At 62.6% G+C, this 15,925-nt stretch carries 16 protein-coding genes; 9 read left to right on the top strand and 7 right to left on the bottom strand.

Features of this window, described 5'->3' with window-relative positions:
• The first annotated feature begins 30 nt into the window (after positions 1–30).
• The 5 genes from D3261_RS00145 (at position 31) to D3261_RS00130 (ending at position 3,585) form a co-directional block, all read left to right on the top strand.
• Positions 31–1,269 (top strand): Zn-dependent hydrolase, encoded by a 1,239-nt coding sequence (locus tag D3261_RS00145; RefSeq protein WP_120067596.1) that lies wholly within the window; start codon positions 31–33, stop codon positions 1,267–1,269.
• Between the two features lie 167 nt (positions 1,270–1,436).
• A complete protein-coding gene (locus D3261_RS19855; protein WP_158589307.1) occupies positions 1,437–1,604 on the top strand; it encodes a hypothetical protein in 168 nt (55 codons plus the stop codon).
• A gap of 324 nt (positions 1,605–1,928) precedes the next feature.
• Positions 1,929–2,303: a DUF6516 family protein gene (locus tag D3261_RS00140; protein WP_120067594.1), complete on the top strand. Its 375-nt coding sequence runs from the start codon at positions 1,929–1,931 to the stop codon at positions 2,301–2,303.
• On the top strand, positions 2,300–2,743 hold the full coding sequence (locus D3261_RS00135) for a transcriptional regulator (protein ID WP_120067592.1): 444 nt from the start codon (positions 2,300–2,302) through the stop codon (positions 2,741–2,743). Before D3261_RS00140 ends, D3261_RS00135 begins: the two co-directional genes overlap by 4 nt.
• Before the next feature lie 326 nt (positions 2,744–3,069).
• Positions 3,070–3,585 (top strand): FxsA family protein, encoded by a 516-nt coding sequence (locus D3261_RS00130; protein WP_233553778.1) that lies wholly within the window; start codon positions 3,070–3,072, stop codon positions 3,583–3,585.
• Between the two features lie 8 nt (positions 3,586–3,593).
• Here the strand turns inward: D3261_RS00130 and D3261_RS00125 are convergent, their stop codons facing one another.
• Positions 3,594–3,974 (bottom strand): hypothetical protein, encoded by a 381-nt coding sequence (locus D3261_RS00125; protein ID WP_120067588.1) that lies wholly within the window; start codon positions 3,972–3,974, stop codon positions 3,594–3,596.
• 146 nt (positions 3,975–4,120) lie between these two features.
• Here D3261_RS00125 and D3261_RS00120 point away from each other — a divergent pair, with 146 nt between their 5' ends.
• Positions 4,121–5,185, top strand: coding sequence for an AI-2E family transporter (locus D3261_RS00120; RefSeq protein WP_120067586.1), 1,065 nt, complete (start codon positions 4,121–4,123; stop codon positions 5,183–5,185).
• A gap of 365 nt (positions 5,186–5,550) precedes the next feature.
• On the opposite strand, the gene D3261_RS00115 is transcribed toward D3261_RS00120, so the two are convergent.
• Positions 5,551–6,567 carry an NAD-dependent epimerase/dehydratase family protein gene (locus tag D3261_RS00115; RefSeq protein WP_120067584.1) on the bottom strand — a complete coding sequence of 339 codons (1,017 nt, stop codon included), beginning with the start codon at positions 6,565–6,567 and terminating at the stop codon, positions 5,551–5,553.
• 92 nt (positions 6,568–6,659) lie between these two features.
• On the opposite strand from D3261_RS00115, the gene D3261_RS00110 reads away from it, so the two are divergent.
• From D3261_RS00110 to D3261_RS00100, 3 genes are all read left to right on the top strand, one after another.
• Positions 6,660–7,757: a Gfo/Idh/MocA family protein gene (locus D3261_RS00110; RefSeq protein ID WP_120067582.1), complete on the top strand. Its 1,098-nt coding sequence runs from the start codon at positions 6,660–6,662 to the stop codon at positions 7,755–7,757.
• Between the two features lie 171 nt (positions 7,758–7,928).
• Positions 7,929–9,008, top strand: a complete 1,080-nt coding sequence (gene gfo6, locus D3261_RS00105) for a D-xylose 1-dehydrogenase Gfo6 (RefSeq protein WP_120067581.1) — start codon at positions 7,929–7,931, stop codon at positions 9,006–9,008.
• A gap of 152 nt (positions 9,009–9,160) precedes the next feature.
• Positions 9,161–10,606 carry an MATE family efflux transporter gene (locus D3261_RS00100; protein WP_120067579.1) on the top strand — a complete coding sequence of 482 codons (1,446 nt, stop codon included), beginning with the start codon at positions 9,161–9,163 and terminating at the stop codon, positions 10,604–10,606.
• A 91-nt stretch (positions 10,607–10,697) separates the two neighbouring features.
• Here the strand turns inward: D3261_RS00100 and D3261_RS00095 are convergent, their stop codons facing one another.
• The 5 genes from D3261_RS00095 to D3261_RS00075 all read right to left on the bottom strand — a co-directional run bounded on the left by D3261_RS00095 (position 10,698) and on the right by D3261_RS00075 (position 15,905).
• Positions 10,698–11,054: a hypothetical protein gene (locus D3261_RS00095; protein ID WP_120067577.1), complete on the bottom strand. Its 357-nt coding sequence runs from the start codon at positions 11,052–11,054 to the stop codon at positions 10,698–10,700.
• A 69-nt stretch (positions 11,055–11,123) separates the two neighbouring features.
• Positions 11,124–11,582, bottom strand: a complete 459-nt coding sequence (locus tag D3261_RS00090) for a universal stress protein (RefSeq protein ID WP_120067575.1) — start codon at positions 11,580–11,582, stop codon at positions 11,124–11,126.
• A gap of 119 nt (positions 11,583–11,701) precedes the next feature.
• The gene (locus D3261_RS00085) at positions 11,702–13,900 is read right to left on the bottom strand and encodes an ABC transporter ATP-binding protein (RefSeq protein WP_120067574.1); all 2,199 of its coding nucleotides are present in this window, start codon (positions 13,898–13,900) and stop codon (positions 11,702–11,704) included.
• Entirely contained in the window at positions 13,901–14,917 is a 1,017-nt protein-coding gene (locus tag D3261_RS00080; RefSeq protein WP_199693833.1) for an ABC transporter permease, read from the bottom strand.
• Complete coding sequence (locus tag D3261_RS00075; RefSeq protein WP_120067570.1) at positions 14,907–15,905, bottom strand: ABC transporter permease; 999 nt, start codon at positions 15,903–15,905, stop codon at positions 14,907–14,909. Before D3261_RS00075 ends, D3261_RS00080 begins: the two co-directional genes overlap by 11 nt.
• Between the last annotated feature and the right edge of the window lie 20 nt (positions 15,906–15,925).

The raw sequence follows: 15,925 nt of genomic DNA, 5'->3' as shown, positions 1-15,925 counted from the left end.
AATAATACCCCAAGCGGCTGAAGGTTCCACATGAACGTCAATGGCGAACGTCTCCGGGAGGACATCGAGGCGAACGCGTCTTTCGGGGAGATAGACGTCGAAGAAGGGCAGGGCCGAACCGTGTTCGCGGGGACCGAGCCGAACCAACGAGCGCGCGATCGGTTCGTCGAGCGGCTGGAGCAAGCCGGCCTCGACGTCCGCGTCGATCCGGTCGGCAACATCGCCGGACGCTGGTCACCACCCGGTGCGGACGGGGACCCGATCGCGACGGGGAGCCATCTCGACTCGGTACCGGAAGGTGGTATCTTCGATGGACCGTTGGGCGTCTACGGGGCGCTCGAAGCCGTTCGGACGATACAGAACGCGGAAATCGAACCGACCCATCCCCTCGAAGTCGTCTGCTTCACTGAAGAGGAGGGCCAGCGGTTCGCCGGGGGAACGCTGGGGTCGTCGGTCGCTGCTGGGAGCCGATCGGCGGAGAGCGCACTCCAACTGACCGACGACACCGGTACCACGCTCGAGACGGCACTCTTGGAGATAGGGTACAACGGTACCGACCGAGTCGATGCGGCGGCGTGGGATGCGTGGGTCGAGCTTCACATCGAGCAGGGCGAGCGCCTCGAAACGGCGGACGTTCCGGTCGGCGTCGTTACCACGATCACCGGCATAACCCACTGCGAGGTGACCATCGATGGCGAGGCGAACCACGCGGGGACGACCGCGATGGACGAGCGAGCCGACGCCTTGAGCGCCGCCGGGGAGTTCATCGTCGAGTTCGAGCGGATCGCACGGGAGCGGAGTTCGGCAGAGCCTACCGCGGTCGGAACGGTCGGAACGATCGACGCCGAACCGAACGCGACGAACATCGTTCCCGGCTGGGTCGAGATGAGCCTCGACATCCGTAGCATCGAGTACGATTCGATCGACGAGATGGTCGACCGGGCCCGGCGAAGCCTCGATCGGATCGCCACCGAGCGAAACGTCAGTACGGGGTTCGAGCGTGAGTTCGACGTTCGACCGGTGTCGATGGACGAGCGGTGTCGCGAGGTCGCCCACTCGACGTGTGAAGCGGCGGGGATAGAGACGTTGGAGATGCACTCCGGAGCCTTCCACGACACGATGCACGTCGCGAGCGTAACCGATGGGGGGCTGTTGTTCGCGCCCTCCCGAAACGGGGTCTCGCACAGTCCCCGAGAGTGGACGGACTGGAGCGATTGCTCGGTAGCAACGCAGGCACTCGCGGAGACGTTGGTCTCCCTCGCGACGTGACGAGCGATTCCGAGTCGGTGCCGTGCTCGACGTCGATTCGAACTCGCGAGAGGGTCGATCAGCCCCGTCACTCGAACTCCCCTTCGCTAGCAGCGTGCATCGCACTCAGCACGACAGTAGCGGACTGAAAGCAAGCTCTATAGGTGAGACGACGTAGCCTTCAGGATATGTCAGAGAAGGCCGTCCAGCGTGCGGGAACGATGGTTGCGGGAACGCTCCTCGGAATACAGTTCACACTGGTTGGGCTCCTGGGCACGAGCGGCGACACCTTCGTGGTACTCGTGGGTATCAGCGTCAGCATCTTGGCGATACTCCTGTCTCGTCTGGTGGGTTGAAGCGGAACGAACATCGTTAATCGTGTACTTTGTTACCAACAACACTTCTACGGGATTGAATGTGCGAAACAAACCGAGTTGGCAACCCGTCATTGTCGTTGCTGTGTTGGTAGTCGACACCACTCAGTGCTTTGTCACATGGCGGCTGAGAGCTACGTCACCCTTCGCTCAGAGCTTACTGTAGGTAGCTGGTTTCACCGTGGTCCCCCGATCCTGACCACAGCAGTCATTCCATCAACCACTATCGCGATAGACGCCCCTTTGAGGTCGCTGGTACAGACACCGACGGAGTTAATCCGTTGGCATCCATACCAACGATGAAGGATGGCCGATGACGAGGCACCCGAGGTGGCATACGAAAAACGAAAGTTGGTGCGAGTGGGGACGCTCGTCCGATACAAGCTCATCTATCCAGCAAGCACTGACCGGTATCCACCTGGGGTGTGCTATGCACTCCACTACGGCGTCACCGACCCCGCTCACCCTTCCTCCGAAGTCGAGTGGCCAGTCGGCCCCGAACAGGGGACGATGCTCCGCTACGACAACGACCACGGAGACGGGACGCATCACCGACACGTCGACGGCGACCTCGACTCCGATTACGAGTTTCCCGGCTCAGTGGCGGCGATCTACGAGCGGTTCTTCAACGAAACGGGGACCGAACCGTTCGGACCATCCCCGGAGGAATACGACATATGACTGAGAACGACCACGAAACAGAGAACGAAGAGCACGCTGGAACGTACCCCGATTCCGTCTCCGAGGAGTGGTCACGGACACTGCGTGTGACCATCGAATCCGACGAGTGGGACGACGAAACCGAAACGTCCCATCCAACCATCTCGTTTCCCGACCTGGACACCGCAACGTCGGTGTTCACTGATTCCACGCTCACGCTCTTGCAAGCGCTCAACGTCCACGAGCCGGCGAGTATCCGCGAGGCAGCGCGACTCGTCGGTCGAGACAAGAAGAACGTCTACGACCAGATGCGGCGACTAGCCGCCTACGGCGTCGTCGAGTTCGCCGAGAGTGGGAACGCTAAACGGCCAACGGTTCCATACGACGAGATCCTGTTCGACTTTGCCGTCTCGCTCAGCTCATCCGACGAGGAGAGCGCCGACGACCCTGCTTTGGTTTGATCTGGTTTTCTGTCCTCCGGATTCCGAGGCGTGGACTACGGAGGCGACTCCGGTCACGATGTGTCGTGTCCCAAGGAGAATCCGGCAATTGTCACGGTCAGCAGGTACTTGCTTTGGATGTGTCGTAGTGGCGGGTTGTGAAGGGTCATCGAGACGTTTGGACTGGTGATGCACGCCATAGACGAGGTATTCCCTGACCGCTCTGTAGAAACGATCGAATCGCAGAATACTCGTCCGGGAATCGTTACGACGAACGGCTCGGCGGTAGGGGCAATCGTTTTCCACGCCTGGTATCTACACCGGGTATGTTTGGTCGGTTGCTGCTTGTGGCTCTCATACTCGCGTTGGCCGACGCGTTCGTTCTGCTCATCGTGGCGGGGCAGATCGGCGCGCTCCTGACCATCGGTCTCGTCGTGCTGACCGCCCTCGTCGGATCGTTGCTGGTGCGCAGCGAGGGCCGCGCCACACTCCAGCGCCTCCAACGACGGCTCCAGAACTTCGAGGCCCCGACCGACGAGCTCCTGGACGGTGTGCTCATCATCCTCGGCGGTGGCTTCCTCATCACGCCGGGGCTGTTGACCGACCTCACCGGGTTCCTGTTCGTGATTCCCTTCACGCGTGCCCCCCTACGGGTTGCGCTCAAACGCTGGGTGATCACCCCGTCCGTCCGCGAGAAGCTCCGGAATGGCTCCCTCAACGTCCAGGTCGGCGGCACCCTCGGCAACACACGGAGTGACACCGGTTTCGGGGGAGAGGGTCGAACCCGGAATACAACCACGGACGAGAGTTACTACGACCTCGACGACGATATGTACGACGTCGAGGACGAGAGGAGTTCCTGACTTCGGCCTCAGTAACGAGACGAGAGCGACCCGTCCTCCTCGAAGGATGTCCGGGAAGTCCTCAACCCATCTCCAAATGGGGCAGTCGCGTTCGAGTTGTACTCGTTCAGTCCGACCAGTAGCGTAGTCGTCGGGCGATGTCGATTCCAGAATCTCGTGGCATCCTGTACGAAGCCTGTGCTCGGTGTCCCGCGGTCGATGAACGCGTTCACTCGGGTCGTCCGGACCTTCACGACCGTGAACTCGGTGATCACGACTATTCCATTCGTAGTGACGGGGGAGAACACGACCAGTGACCCACCGATGGAAACGAAGTCGCCATCCCACTTGTATCGGCGTTCGAGGTGGGGATAAGAGCCGACTACTCTCAGCACCAACTCGGAGTCCACGAGTCCCGACTCTCCTTCCCGGCGTGACAGCGTCAATAAAAAATACTCGCTCTAGCTGGCCCAGAGCGGAGACGAAACTCCGACCGGACAGCGGCCCGTTTTCGGGGTATCTGATCGCTTATGGACATTCCAATCGTGCGAGGCACATGTCCACCGAACAACGGCTGCTCCTCGTCGCGATCGCTCTTTCCGGCGCACTGGCCACGCTCATGGTTCTTCCCTACGAGCAGTATCTGTTGCTTGCGGTTCTCCTCGCGTATCTACTCCATCTGCTCCAGCGTCGCCTCCGGCGCTCCGTCGGGCCACGGGTCTCGGCAGGCCTCCTCATCGTCGGTGTGTTCCTCGCGGTTGTCGTTCCGCTCGGGGTGTTCGCTCGGGTCGCCGTCCGACAAGCGATATCGATCCTCACGGCCATCAACCGCGGGGATGTCGGTATGGGGGCGCTCGAGAACTTCCTGGGTCAGCAGGTCGGTGTCTCGGTCGATCTCCGACAGCTACTGTTACGGTCCGGTTTCGACGCCTCGACCGCACTCGGCGGCTCCGGTGGGGGAAACACCACGGCACTCCTCAACAACGCGACACGAGTCGTCAGCAATCTCGTGAGCGTCTTTGGAAGGGTGACGGACATCGGCATCGGTCTCATGGTTCTCCTGTTCGTTCTCTACTACCTGCTTTTGGATGGTTCGGCCCTGGTGTCGTGGCTGCGGGCCGTTTCGCCGCTCCGGGTATCGACGTTCGACCGGCTCTATGACCGGATCGACCGGCTCATGTACGCGGTGCTGTTCGGGAACCTCCTGGTCGGTATCGTCCAAGGCGTGCTCGTCGGGATCGGTTTCGCCGTCCTCGGGGTCCCAAACGCGATCTTCTGGACGGTGGTGACGACCGTACTGTCGCTGTTGCCGGTTATCGGTGCGTTCATCGTCTGGATCCCCGCCGTCGGGTACCTCTTCGTGGTCGATCGACCTGTGATCGCCGTGGTGTTGTTCGCCTACGGGACGCTCGTTGTGAGCCTCTCCGACAACTATCTGCGCCCGGTGATCGGGGGACGCGAAGCACAACTCAATCCCGGCGTGTTCATCGTCGGGATCTTCGGAGGTCTCGCGGTGTTCGGGTTCATGGGCGTCTTCTTCGGTCCGGTCGTCCTCGGACTCCTCATCGTTCTCATCGAGATCTTTGCCGAGTACCGGGACCCGGTCGGTCCAGCGGGATAACCCCTCTACCGCGTCACTGTGGAACGCTCTCGCGAGTGAATCTTACTGATATCCCACACACACTCGTCTCCGTCGTGAAAAGTCCACCTCTTGCTTCGATTTTAATCCGAGCGAGGGGCTCCGTTGCAAGCATACGTACAGCGAGTCCTCCTGGCGTGTGGTGGTAACGCTGCGGGATCGTTTTTGGAGGATGTCGGTTCCATCGAGTAGTCTTCGAAACGAGCAATCAAATTTGATAGAATCCATGACGTCTCCGAGTGGGGACACTGGTTTGCTCCCACAGCATCCGAACGGTCGGATCGATCTCGAATCTCGGCCGGTGGTCGGTTTCAGCGCTCACCACCGGCTTCGAACGATACGGGGCGCTACGTCGGTTCCGAACGAGTCGTCTCGACGAACGTATCGGTCGATCTGCGCCACGCCTCGACGAGTCGGTCATAGGCTGGATCGTCTCCGGCGTCGATCCCGTCGTGCGCGTCGAGCCAGTCGACGGTGCGCTTGACGCCCGTTTCGAACGGAACGGAGTAGGTAAATCCGAGATCGCGGCGCGCCTTCGTGTTGTCGAAGACGGTGCTGAACCGGAAGTGGTCTTCGAGCATCCCGGTTCTGTCGGGGACGGCCGCGACGAGTTGGTCCGTCGGAACGTGGACGAGGTCGGGCTCGGGTGCATCGAGTGCGCGGGCAACCCGATGGTGGTACTGATTCCACGTGATGTTCTCCTCGCTGGTGACGTGGTAGGCTTCCCCATACGCGTCGGGGTTGCCGACGGCTGCGACGAACGCTCGTGCGACGTCGTCTCGGTGGCACGGCCCCCATATCGAGCTTCCGTCGCCGTGAACGATGATGGGGTCACCCGCTCGGATCCGCTCGATGTAACGGGTATCGGTCCCGAGCGAGTGGAGTAGCGTGCCCCCTTCGCCGTAGGTGCTCCACGGCCGGATCATGGTAGTAGCGAACAGTTCACCGTCCGCCGCCATGAATCGGTCCTCCGCGTCCGCTTTGTCCGCACCGTACTGGCTCACGGCGGGTTTGCGCGCTGCGTCTTCGGTGACCGGGTTGCGTTCGGTCGGGCGATGATAGACATCGACCGTCGAACAAAACACGTACTGGTCGATGTCGTCACCGAACGCCTCGATGGCCCGATCGGCTTGGTCGGGCGTGAAACAGACCATGTCGACCACGCAGTCGGTGTCGAGTTCCCCGACCTGTGTTGTGAACTGGTCGTGGTCATCCCGGTCACCGTGGACGAACGCCACCGACTCCGGGACCGTCGAATCGGTCTCGCCGCGTGTGAAACAGGTCACGTCGTGACCCGCGGCGACGAGTCCGCGTGTAATGCCGGTGCTGATGAGTCCAGTACCGCCGATCAATAGAACGTCCATAGGCCGTGGTCGTCAAGGAGGTGAATAAACCTCTCGGTCACCACATATGAACGAAACGGCTATACTGCTCCCGAACCACCTTCCGGCGCGAAATGGCTCAGTACACCGTCGCCGTCATCGGAACCGGTCCAGACCCACGAAACCCAACCGTCGAGGGGTTCGCGATGGGCTATCGCCACGCGGAAGCCTACCGTGAGAACGACGACTGTCGGCTCGTCGCCTGCGTCGACGTGGTTCCCGAGAACGCCACCGCGTTCGCCGAGGCGTTCGACCTCGACGAAGAACGCGTCTTCGAGGACTACGAGACGATGCTCGCGGCCGTCGAACCCGACATCGTGAGCGTGGCCGTGCCGCCGGCCATCCACGAGATGGTCGTCGTCGACTGCGCCCTGAGCGGTGTCGTCGACGCCATCCACTGCGAGAAACCGATGGCGCTGTCGTGGCCGGCCGCCCAGCGGATGGTTCAGACCTGCTGGCGGCGCGACGTCCAGCTCACGTTCAACCGCCAGCGCCGGTTCAGCCGGCCGTTCGTCGCGACGAACCGATTGATAGCGGAGGGAGCCATCGGCGACCTCCAGCGGATCGAGATCGGGTGGGGAGATTTCTTCGACACCGGGGCGCACACCGTCGACCTCGCGGGGATGTTCAACGACGACCGACCGGCCGAGTGGGTCATCGCCCAACTCGACTACCGTGAGGAGGACGTCCGGTTCGGGGCCCACCAAGAGAACCAGATGATTGCCCAGTGGCGCTACGATAACGGCGTCTACGGGCTACTCTCGACCGGTGAGGGAACATCGATGGTCGACGCCGCGTTCGTGCTGCGGGGTACCGAGGGCGTGGTTCGTATCGACATCGCCGACGGGCCGACGCTCGAACACGAGCACGACGGAATTCGTGAGGCGGTCGATGTGGACGGCGAGACGATACACGGCACCCCCGCGGACGGCGACCGGTTCGGGTCGGTGCTCCAAGACCGCTCGGTCGCGAGTACGATCGAGGCGCTCGAAACCGGCGAGGAGTCGCCGCTCGCCGGCCGGGTCGGTCTCAACGCCACCGAGGTCCTGTTCGGTGGCTACGAATCGGTGCGTCGCCGCGGTCGCGTCGACCTCCCGCTCGACGGGGCCGAGAGCCCGCTCGAAACGATGGTCGAATCCGGAGCGCTCTCACCTGCTCCAGCCGACGAGTAACTGGAGACCACGAGCGCCGGCCTGCTCGTATCGGGATCAGAGGGGAGAAGAATTACACGTCGATCGTCGACATCACCAGGCCTCGTCTCGCTGTTCGTGACGGATCGGCGCGGGTCGTGACCGAGCCCCGAAGCTCGTGATTTATAATGGTGGCCAGCCGAACGTCGTCCTGTGGAACCCGATAGCATCCTTTCGTACGTCGAGTCGTATTCGCACCGGGACTGGCTCGAATCGAACGAAGACGAAGGCGTCGTTCGGTTCGCCATGGTGGGATTGGGGTGGTGGACCCGCGACGAGGCGATGCCCGCCGTCGAGAATTCGACGTTCTGTCGGACGACCGTCGTCGTGAGCGGGTCGGCGGAGAAAGCCGAGAACGTCGAGGACGACCACGAGTCGGTACAAGTCGGACTCATCTACGACGAGTTCGTGGCCGGTGAGGCGACCGACGCCTACGATGCGGTCTACGTCTGCACACCGAACGCCCGGCATCTCCCCTTCGTCGAGGCCGCCGTCGAACACGACAAACCGGTCCTCTGTGAGAAACCGATGGAGGCAACGGTCGAACGCGGCGAAGGGATCGTCGATGCCTGCGAGGAGGGAGGCACGACGGCGATGATAGCCTACCGAATGCACACCGAACCCGTGGTCAGGCGGGCACGGGAACTGGTGAGGGCGGGTGCGGTCGGCGAACCGGTTCACGTCCACGGCGATATGTCCCAGAGCATCCTCGGGTGGGGAGCGGACCAGTGGCGACTCGACCCCGACCTCGCCGGCTACGGGACGAGCGTGATGGACCTCGGCATTTACTCCGTCAACACCACACGGTTCGTCCTCGACCGCGACCCGGTCGCGGTCCAGTCGATGATGAACAGCGACCACGAGGCCTTTTCCGCGGTTCCTGACGAGGTCGCAGCGTTCACCGTCGCCTACGAGGACGACGTCTACGGGACCTACACCGCGTCCCAGAACGCCTACCAGACCAGCCACCTCCAAGTCGTCGGAACGGAGGGAATAGTAAAGATCGAACCCGCCTTCCACGGTGAGAGCAGCCTGGAGCTACGGGTCGGTGGGGAGACCGTCGATATCGATGGGAAGCAAGTCGACCAGATGGAAGAGGAGTTCGACTACTTCGCCGACCGTCTCCTCTCGGGACGCGAACCCACCGGGACGCCCGAACACGGTCTCGTCGATCTACGAACGCTCGCCGCGATCTACGAGAGCAGCGAGACCGGCGGAACTATCGAGTTGTAGGTCATCGCCCGGGACCCCGGAGCTAATCGCGCCACCGACAGACCGTCCTTGGCTGGCTCACCCGTCCGCATCGGAACTATCGCCCCAAACCCGAATCCAACCTACCTTCGTATGAGCAAGACTTATCATCGGTCTCGGATAGGGTGAGGGAAGTGGCGATCCAGACGAACCCCCTCCGAGCCCTCCTCATCGGGATCGGCTTCGTTCTCGAACGATTGAACCTCGTCGACCGGAGCCGTGCCCGTGAGACGACCGAGCTCGCGTGGCCCCGCATCGTCACCGGTTTCGCTCGAATGTCGAAGAGCGTCGTGGACGTCGCGATGGTCGGTGTGTTCACCGGCTCGACGGCCATCGCCGGAATGGGGTTCGCGGGACCATACTGGGGGATGACGTTCGCCATCGGAAGCGGAATGGCTGCGGGCACGATAGCGCTGGTCTCCCAGCGATACGGTGCGGCCGCCTACGACGAACTCGGGCAGGTCGTTCGTTCGAGCGCCCTTCTGGTGACCGTCATCAGTCTCCCCGTCGCCGCGGTGTTCTGGGTCTTCCCGCTCGAACTCGTCGGGTTACTGAGCGACGACCCCGGTGCCGTCGGGTTCGGAGCGGAGTATCTCCGAGTTCTCGCGCTCGGGGTTCCGTTCGCCATTCTGAACCAGATCGGAAGCCGTGTGCTGGTCGGCGTCGATGACGCGTGGACGCCGATGGTGATCCGTTCGGGCGGGGCGGTAGTCAACGCGGTTCTCAACACCGTTCTGATCTTCGGGCTCGGGATGGGGGTCACCGGGGCCGCACTCGGGACCATCATCGCCGCTGGGCTGGTCACGACCGCGTTCGCTCTAGGCCTGACGTTCGGTTGGCTTCCGGTGGTCGGCGAGTTTCCGGTCCGTATCGACGTCTCCGAGCGATACGTCCAGTGGAAGGTCTTCGACGACCTCGTTTCGATCGGTCTGCCGGTCGTCGGCCGCAGTTCCGTCTGGACGGTGGCCCGGTTCCCGATACTCGTCTTCGTCGGGACCTTCGGTCCGCAGGTCGTCGCTGCCTACGTCGTCAGCCGGCGGATCTGGGGGTTGATGAACGTTCCCGGCTGGGGATTCGGTCTCGCCGCGAGCAGCCTCGTCGGTCGGTCGCTCGGGGTGAACGAGGAAGACCGCGCGGCGGTCTACGGCTACGAGATCACGTACTTCACGGTGACGACGTACCTTCTCGGAGCGGTCGTCGTCGCGGTGTTCGCCGAGGAGATCGTCACGGTGTTCGTCAACGACCCGCAGTCGTCGATGGTCCCGGTAGCGACGGGGTTCGTGTACGCTGCCTGTCTCGCGGTCGTTCCACAAGGCGCCACGGAGAGCATCGCCGGTGCGCTCGATGCGACGGGCGACACGAACTGGCCGTTCTACGGACGTGCCGTCGGGATGTTCGGGTTCGCCATTCCGCTCACCTATCTCGGCGCGACGACGTCGCTCGGATTGGTCGGGTTGTCTCTGGCTTTCTTCGGCGAAAGTCTCCCCTCGGCGCTCATCAGCTACTACCGATTCCGTTCAGAACGATGGAAACGGATCAGCCGAAAGTACCGGCCCGAGAGCACCGCCGGGAACGACTGACTCGGTTTCGTTTCCGAACGCCCTAGCTACCACGGAGGTAATCGAACGATAGGACGACAGAACGAACCGTGATCCGACCGCGACGAAAACGCTACGAACCGGAATCGTTCGCTCCCTGTCGTTCGAGGACGTCGACGAACCGATCCGCGAACTCGACCGTCCGCCTCGGCAGCCCGTACCGTTCAGTCGTCATGTCGTAGTCGCGGATTCCGGAGACGAACTCGCCGGTGTGGGTGAGCGTCGTCACTGATTCGCGAACGTCGATTTCGAGAACACCGTCGTCGGTGTCGAGCCACGGTTGTGTTCGTTGTTTCTCGTCGTACTCGATCGTGTACGTTTCGCTGCCGACGGCAGCCACGACATCGTCGATCGCACCGACCTCGACTCGGTCGTCCGCAGCAACGAGGAACAGTGTCTCGCCATCGCACACCGGTTCGTATCGTTTCATAGATGGGGAAACATCGTCCGGAGCGTAATATCGTTGTCGCCATCACGGCTCGACCGAGGGGGATACTCCTCACCCGAGACGAACCGTGATGTCGCCATCGAAGTTGAGGAGCACCGATTGGACCGTATCGCCGAACAGCGCTTTTCCGGTTGGCGAGCGGCTCCGACCGCTGATGAAGACGTGCTCGCAATCGTACTCCTCCGCAGCCGCGATGATTCGCGAGGCGCGGTCGTCCGGGTCCGTCACCGAGCCGATAGTCTCGTACTCGAACGTGGGTTCCTCGAACGTCTCCGCTACCGCTTGCTCCAGCCGAGTGTGGATCGACTGCAGCGCGTCTCGCTCGCTATAGGAGGTGTTCTCGACGTCGGCGATGACGTCGAGCGTGGCTCTGGTCTCGTCGAACTCGTCCGGATCGACGGTCGCGAACAGGAACAGCTTCGTCCCGACTCCAGCGGCGATCGCACCCGCTTTCCGGAGCAGTCGGTCGCCCTGGTCGGTTCCATCGACGACCACCAGTGCGCGCTCCATGCTACTTCCTCCCGTCCGAGGTGGCGTGCGACCTCCGTGGCCCTCGTCCGAAGCCCGCGTCAGCCAGATTCCCGTCTCGCTCGATGCCGTCCGAAGCCCGCGACCGGCGGCGATCCGTTTCAGTCATCCGCGAGCGCGTCCTCCTCGGCTGCCCCTTCCAGCGCCTCGCTGTCCCAGTATTCGTGGTCGGGATCCTCACGGAAGCACGCGGCGCTTCCACCGGCACCCTCGATCTCCAAGAGGTCGGGGTGCTGTTCGCGGCACGTCTCACGGGCGACGGGACAACGCGTGTGGAACCGGCAGCCGGACGGCGGATTGACCGGGTCCGGTACGTCGATCTCCCTGATCGGTGGGTCGTCGGCTCCCATCGCGTCCAAGTCGAGGTCCGGCGTAGCCCACCGGAGGACCTCCGTGTAGGGGTGGCGCGGGTCGTGGATGAGCCGCTCGGCTGAACCGATCTCGACGATCTCGCCGAGGTACATCACGGCGATCCGTCCGTCACCGTGCTCGGCGAAGTATCGTGCGTTCGAGAGGTCGTGGCTGATGAAGAGGAAGGACGTGTTGAAATCCGACTGGAGTTCCAACATCAGGTCCATGATCTCGATCCGGAGCGAGACGTCGACCGCGCTGATCGCCTCGTCCGCGAGAATCGCGTCCGGGTTCATCAGAAGTGCGCGTGCGAGCACGACGCGCTGTTTCTCGCCACCGGAGAGCTGGTGGGGATACCGGTCGAGGAAGTCCCCCGCCGGCGTCATCCCGACTCGCTCGAGCAACGAGTGCATCCGGCTCCGACGTTCGTTCCTGCCGATGTTCGGGTACGTGTGCCGGAGCGGTTCGGCGAGGATGTTGGCGATCCGTCGGTTCGGGTTGAGCGCGCTGCCCGGGTCCTGGTGGATGATCTGGAGTGCGGAACGAATGTCGTCGTACGAGACGTCGCTATCGCTCTCGTCCGCCGCCCAGATATCCTGTCCCCGGTATTCGATCGAGCCGCCGGTCGGGCGCTGAAGCCCGATCATCGTCTTCCCGAGCGTGGTCTTGCCACAGCCGCTCTCGCCGAGGAGGCACACCAGATCCTGTTCTTCGATGTCGAGCGAGACGCCGTCGACCGCCCGCACCACCTCCGGGTCGCTGCCGAACCGTTCGAGCAGTCCCTGCTCTTTCGTGAAGTGAACCTCGACGTCGTCGAGCGAGAGCAGGGCCTCCCCATCGGACACGCTCCGTCCTTCCTCCCCCGTACGTGAACGGGGTGGTTCGGGACTGTCGCTCGTCTCGCCGAAGTTGAGGGGTATCGCCTCACGAGCTTCCTCGTGGTAGTGACACGCTGACCGGTGTTCGGTACCGCCATCGACCGCGGCGAGCGGCGGTTCGTCGCGCTGGCACTCCTCCGTCGCGAGGGGGCATCGTGGGTGGAATCGACAGCCCGAAGGGATATTCACGGGGGCGGGGCCCTCGCCTTCGATCGGTTCCATCTCCGAGAGCGGCGCGTCGAGGTTCGGTGTCGCGTTCAGCAACGCCCGGGTGTACGGATGCGCCGAATTGCCGATGATCTCGTCCCGCGGGCCGATCTCCGCGAACTGGAACGCGTAGATGATCGCCATCCGGTCGGCGAGGGAGGCGACCAACGGCAGATCGTGGGTGATGAAGACGATGGTCAGGTCGTACTCGCTCTGGAGCTGGTCGAGGAGTTGGAGGATCGAGCGCTGCATCAGGAGGTCGAGCGCGGCCGTCGGCTCGTCCATCACCAACACCTCCGGATTCAACGCCATGCTCAGCGCGATCAGCGCCCGTTGCTGCATCCCGCCCGAGAGCTCGTGTGGATAGGAATCGAGCACGCGTTCGGGTTCGAGATAGAGGTTCTCGAGGAGTTCCCGAGCGAAGTCGAGCCCCTCCGAGACGTTCCTATCGTGGGTTCGAAGCGTCTCCTTGAAGTGGCCGCCGATCTTCATCGTGGGGTTGAACGAGCTCATCGCCCCCTGGAAGACCATCGACACTTCCTCCCAGCGGAACTGCCGGAGTTCCTCATCGCTCAACTCCAGAATGTCGACCGTCGACCCGTCCTGACCGTGGTACCGGATCTGCCCGCTGAGCTTGCCGGGGTCGGGAACGGCGTCGAGAAGCGCGGAGGCGAACATCGACTTCCCACTTCCGCTCTCGCCGACGATGCCGAGAACCTCGTGTCGGTCGATGTCGACGTTGACGTCCTCGAGAACGTGCGTCTCGCCGCCGCTGTACGTGACGTTCGTGTCGCTGATCTCGATGATCGGGTCATCGACGGTGCTCGTGGTCGTTCGGGTTCCGGATGTGGTGTTCGTAGCCATCTACATCGACTCCGTGGTCGCTGATTCGTTCTCCTCGGTCACCGTCTCGGACTCACCGGTGAGGCGGGTCCTGACGCGCGGGTTGAAGATGCGGTCCATCCCCTGGCTTATCAGAACCAGCGCGAACGTCAGCCCGACGATAGTGACGATGGGGACGAGGAGCCAGTGCAACGCCTGGAAAGTGAACAGGCCACCCTGATTGTAGGCGTTGTTCAACGTTACGCCCCAGTTCTGGCCCGTGTAGGGCAGGACGCCGATGAAGTACAACCCGACCGACGCGAAGATGGTGTATCGCGCGGCGAGCACGAAGTTGACCATCACGTAGGGCATGATGTTCGGGAGGATGTCCTTCAGGATGATGCGCGGTGTGCTGGTCCCCATCGTCCGCGACGCCTCGACGTAGCTCTCCTGTCTGATCGAGAGGACTTGTGACCGTATCGACCGGCCCAAGCCCGCCCAGTAGTTGATCGTGAGGACGACACCGAGGAAGATCGGGTTCTCGGGGCTCAGCGTGATCGCCAGAACGATCACCAGCGGGAGACCGGGGATCGCCATGACGAAATCCGAGACGGACGTGATGGCGCTGTCGACGGCCCCGCCCTTGTACCCGGAGACGGTCCCGACGACGACCGCGAGGCTGGTCGCCCACACCCCACCCGCCAACACCATCAACAGGATGAACGGTGTCGAGTCGATCATCAACGCCAGGAGGTCGACGCCGGACTGGGTCGTCCCGAGGGGGTACTGTATCGTCTGGAACGGGGCGAGAAGCCGCTCGGCTTGGTTGGGCGACGGGTTTCGCCACAGACCGAACACCGCCGCGACCGCCATGAGGATGTAAACGCTCAGGATCGAGAGTCCGATCCGAGTACGCATGTCGGACCACGCGATCAGCCCGGGCTCGTACAGCCGTTTGCGATAGAACTCGCTCACACGCTCGCGGCGAGTCACCTCGACCGACGACGCCTCGGAGCGCCAGTCTATCTCGTCCGACGAGGAATCCGTCTCAGTAGCCATCGGAATCACCCGTGCTGATCCGTGGGTCGATCAGACCGTAGGTCAGGTCGGCGATGTAAACCGCGACGACGAGCGTCACCGTGATGACGAGGAAACACCCCATCATCAACGGGTAGTCGTTCGCGTTGACCGCCTCGATCAGGTAGTAACCGAGGCCGGGATACGAGAATATTTCCTCTAGAACCACGGTTCCACCGAGTCGGAACCCGATCAGGAGCAACAATCCCGTGTACATCGGGAGAATGGCGTTCTGTGCGACGTATCTGGTCGCGATTCGCCCGTCGGTGAGCCCGCGGAGCCGGGCGACTTCGACGAATTCCTCGCCGAGGACCTGGATACTGTTGCCGCGCATGTTGAGCGCCGTCGACCCGATCCCGCCGATGGTGAACGCGATGATCGGGAGTGCTGCGTGGTGGAGGACGCTGATGATGTACGTCGGATTGAGACCGGCTTCGAGACCGCGGTCGACCGCGTTCCCGGTGGGGAACCAACCGAACTGGTAGGCGAGAAAGAACACGAAGATGACCGCGAATATGTAATAGGGAACCGACATGAGGAAGATCGACCCGCCCGAGAAGAACTGGTCGAAGCGGGAGCCTTCCCAGTACGCCTGCACCGCACCGATGAGCACGCCGATGACGAACATCAACACCGTGGACGTCAGAACGAGGAACACCGTCCACGGGAGCGCGCTCGCGATCACGTCCACGACCGGTTGGCCCAGCGATATGGATTCCCCCATGTCGAGCTGAGCGATGCCGATCAGGTAATCGAGGTACTGCTGCCACAGCGGTGCGTCGGGGCGGATGTTCTGTAGCGCCTCGATACGCGCGTTCACCTGTTCGACGGGCACCCCCTGCCTGAGAAGTTCGAGCCGGAGTTGCGTGAAGGGACCGCCCGGCAGCAGCCGGATCAAGCCGAAGGTCAGCGTCGCCACCGCGAGTATCGTTATCGGTATCTTCGCCGTCCGTTTCAGGTAGTAATCCATTGTTGGATAACGTAAATGAA

It is taken from the genome of Halococcus sp. IIIV-5B (genome assembly GCF_003602035.1).
Taxonomy (GTDB): domain Archaea; phylum Halobacteriota; class Halobacteria; order Halobacteriales; family Halococcaceae; genus Halococcus; species Halococcus salsus.
This window is presented reverse-complemented; position numbering and strand designations above follow the sequence as displayed.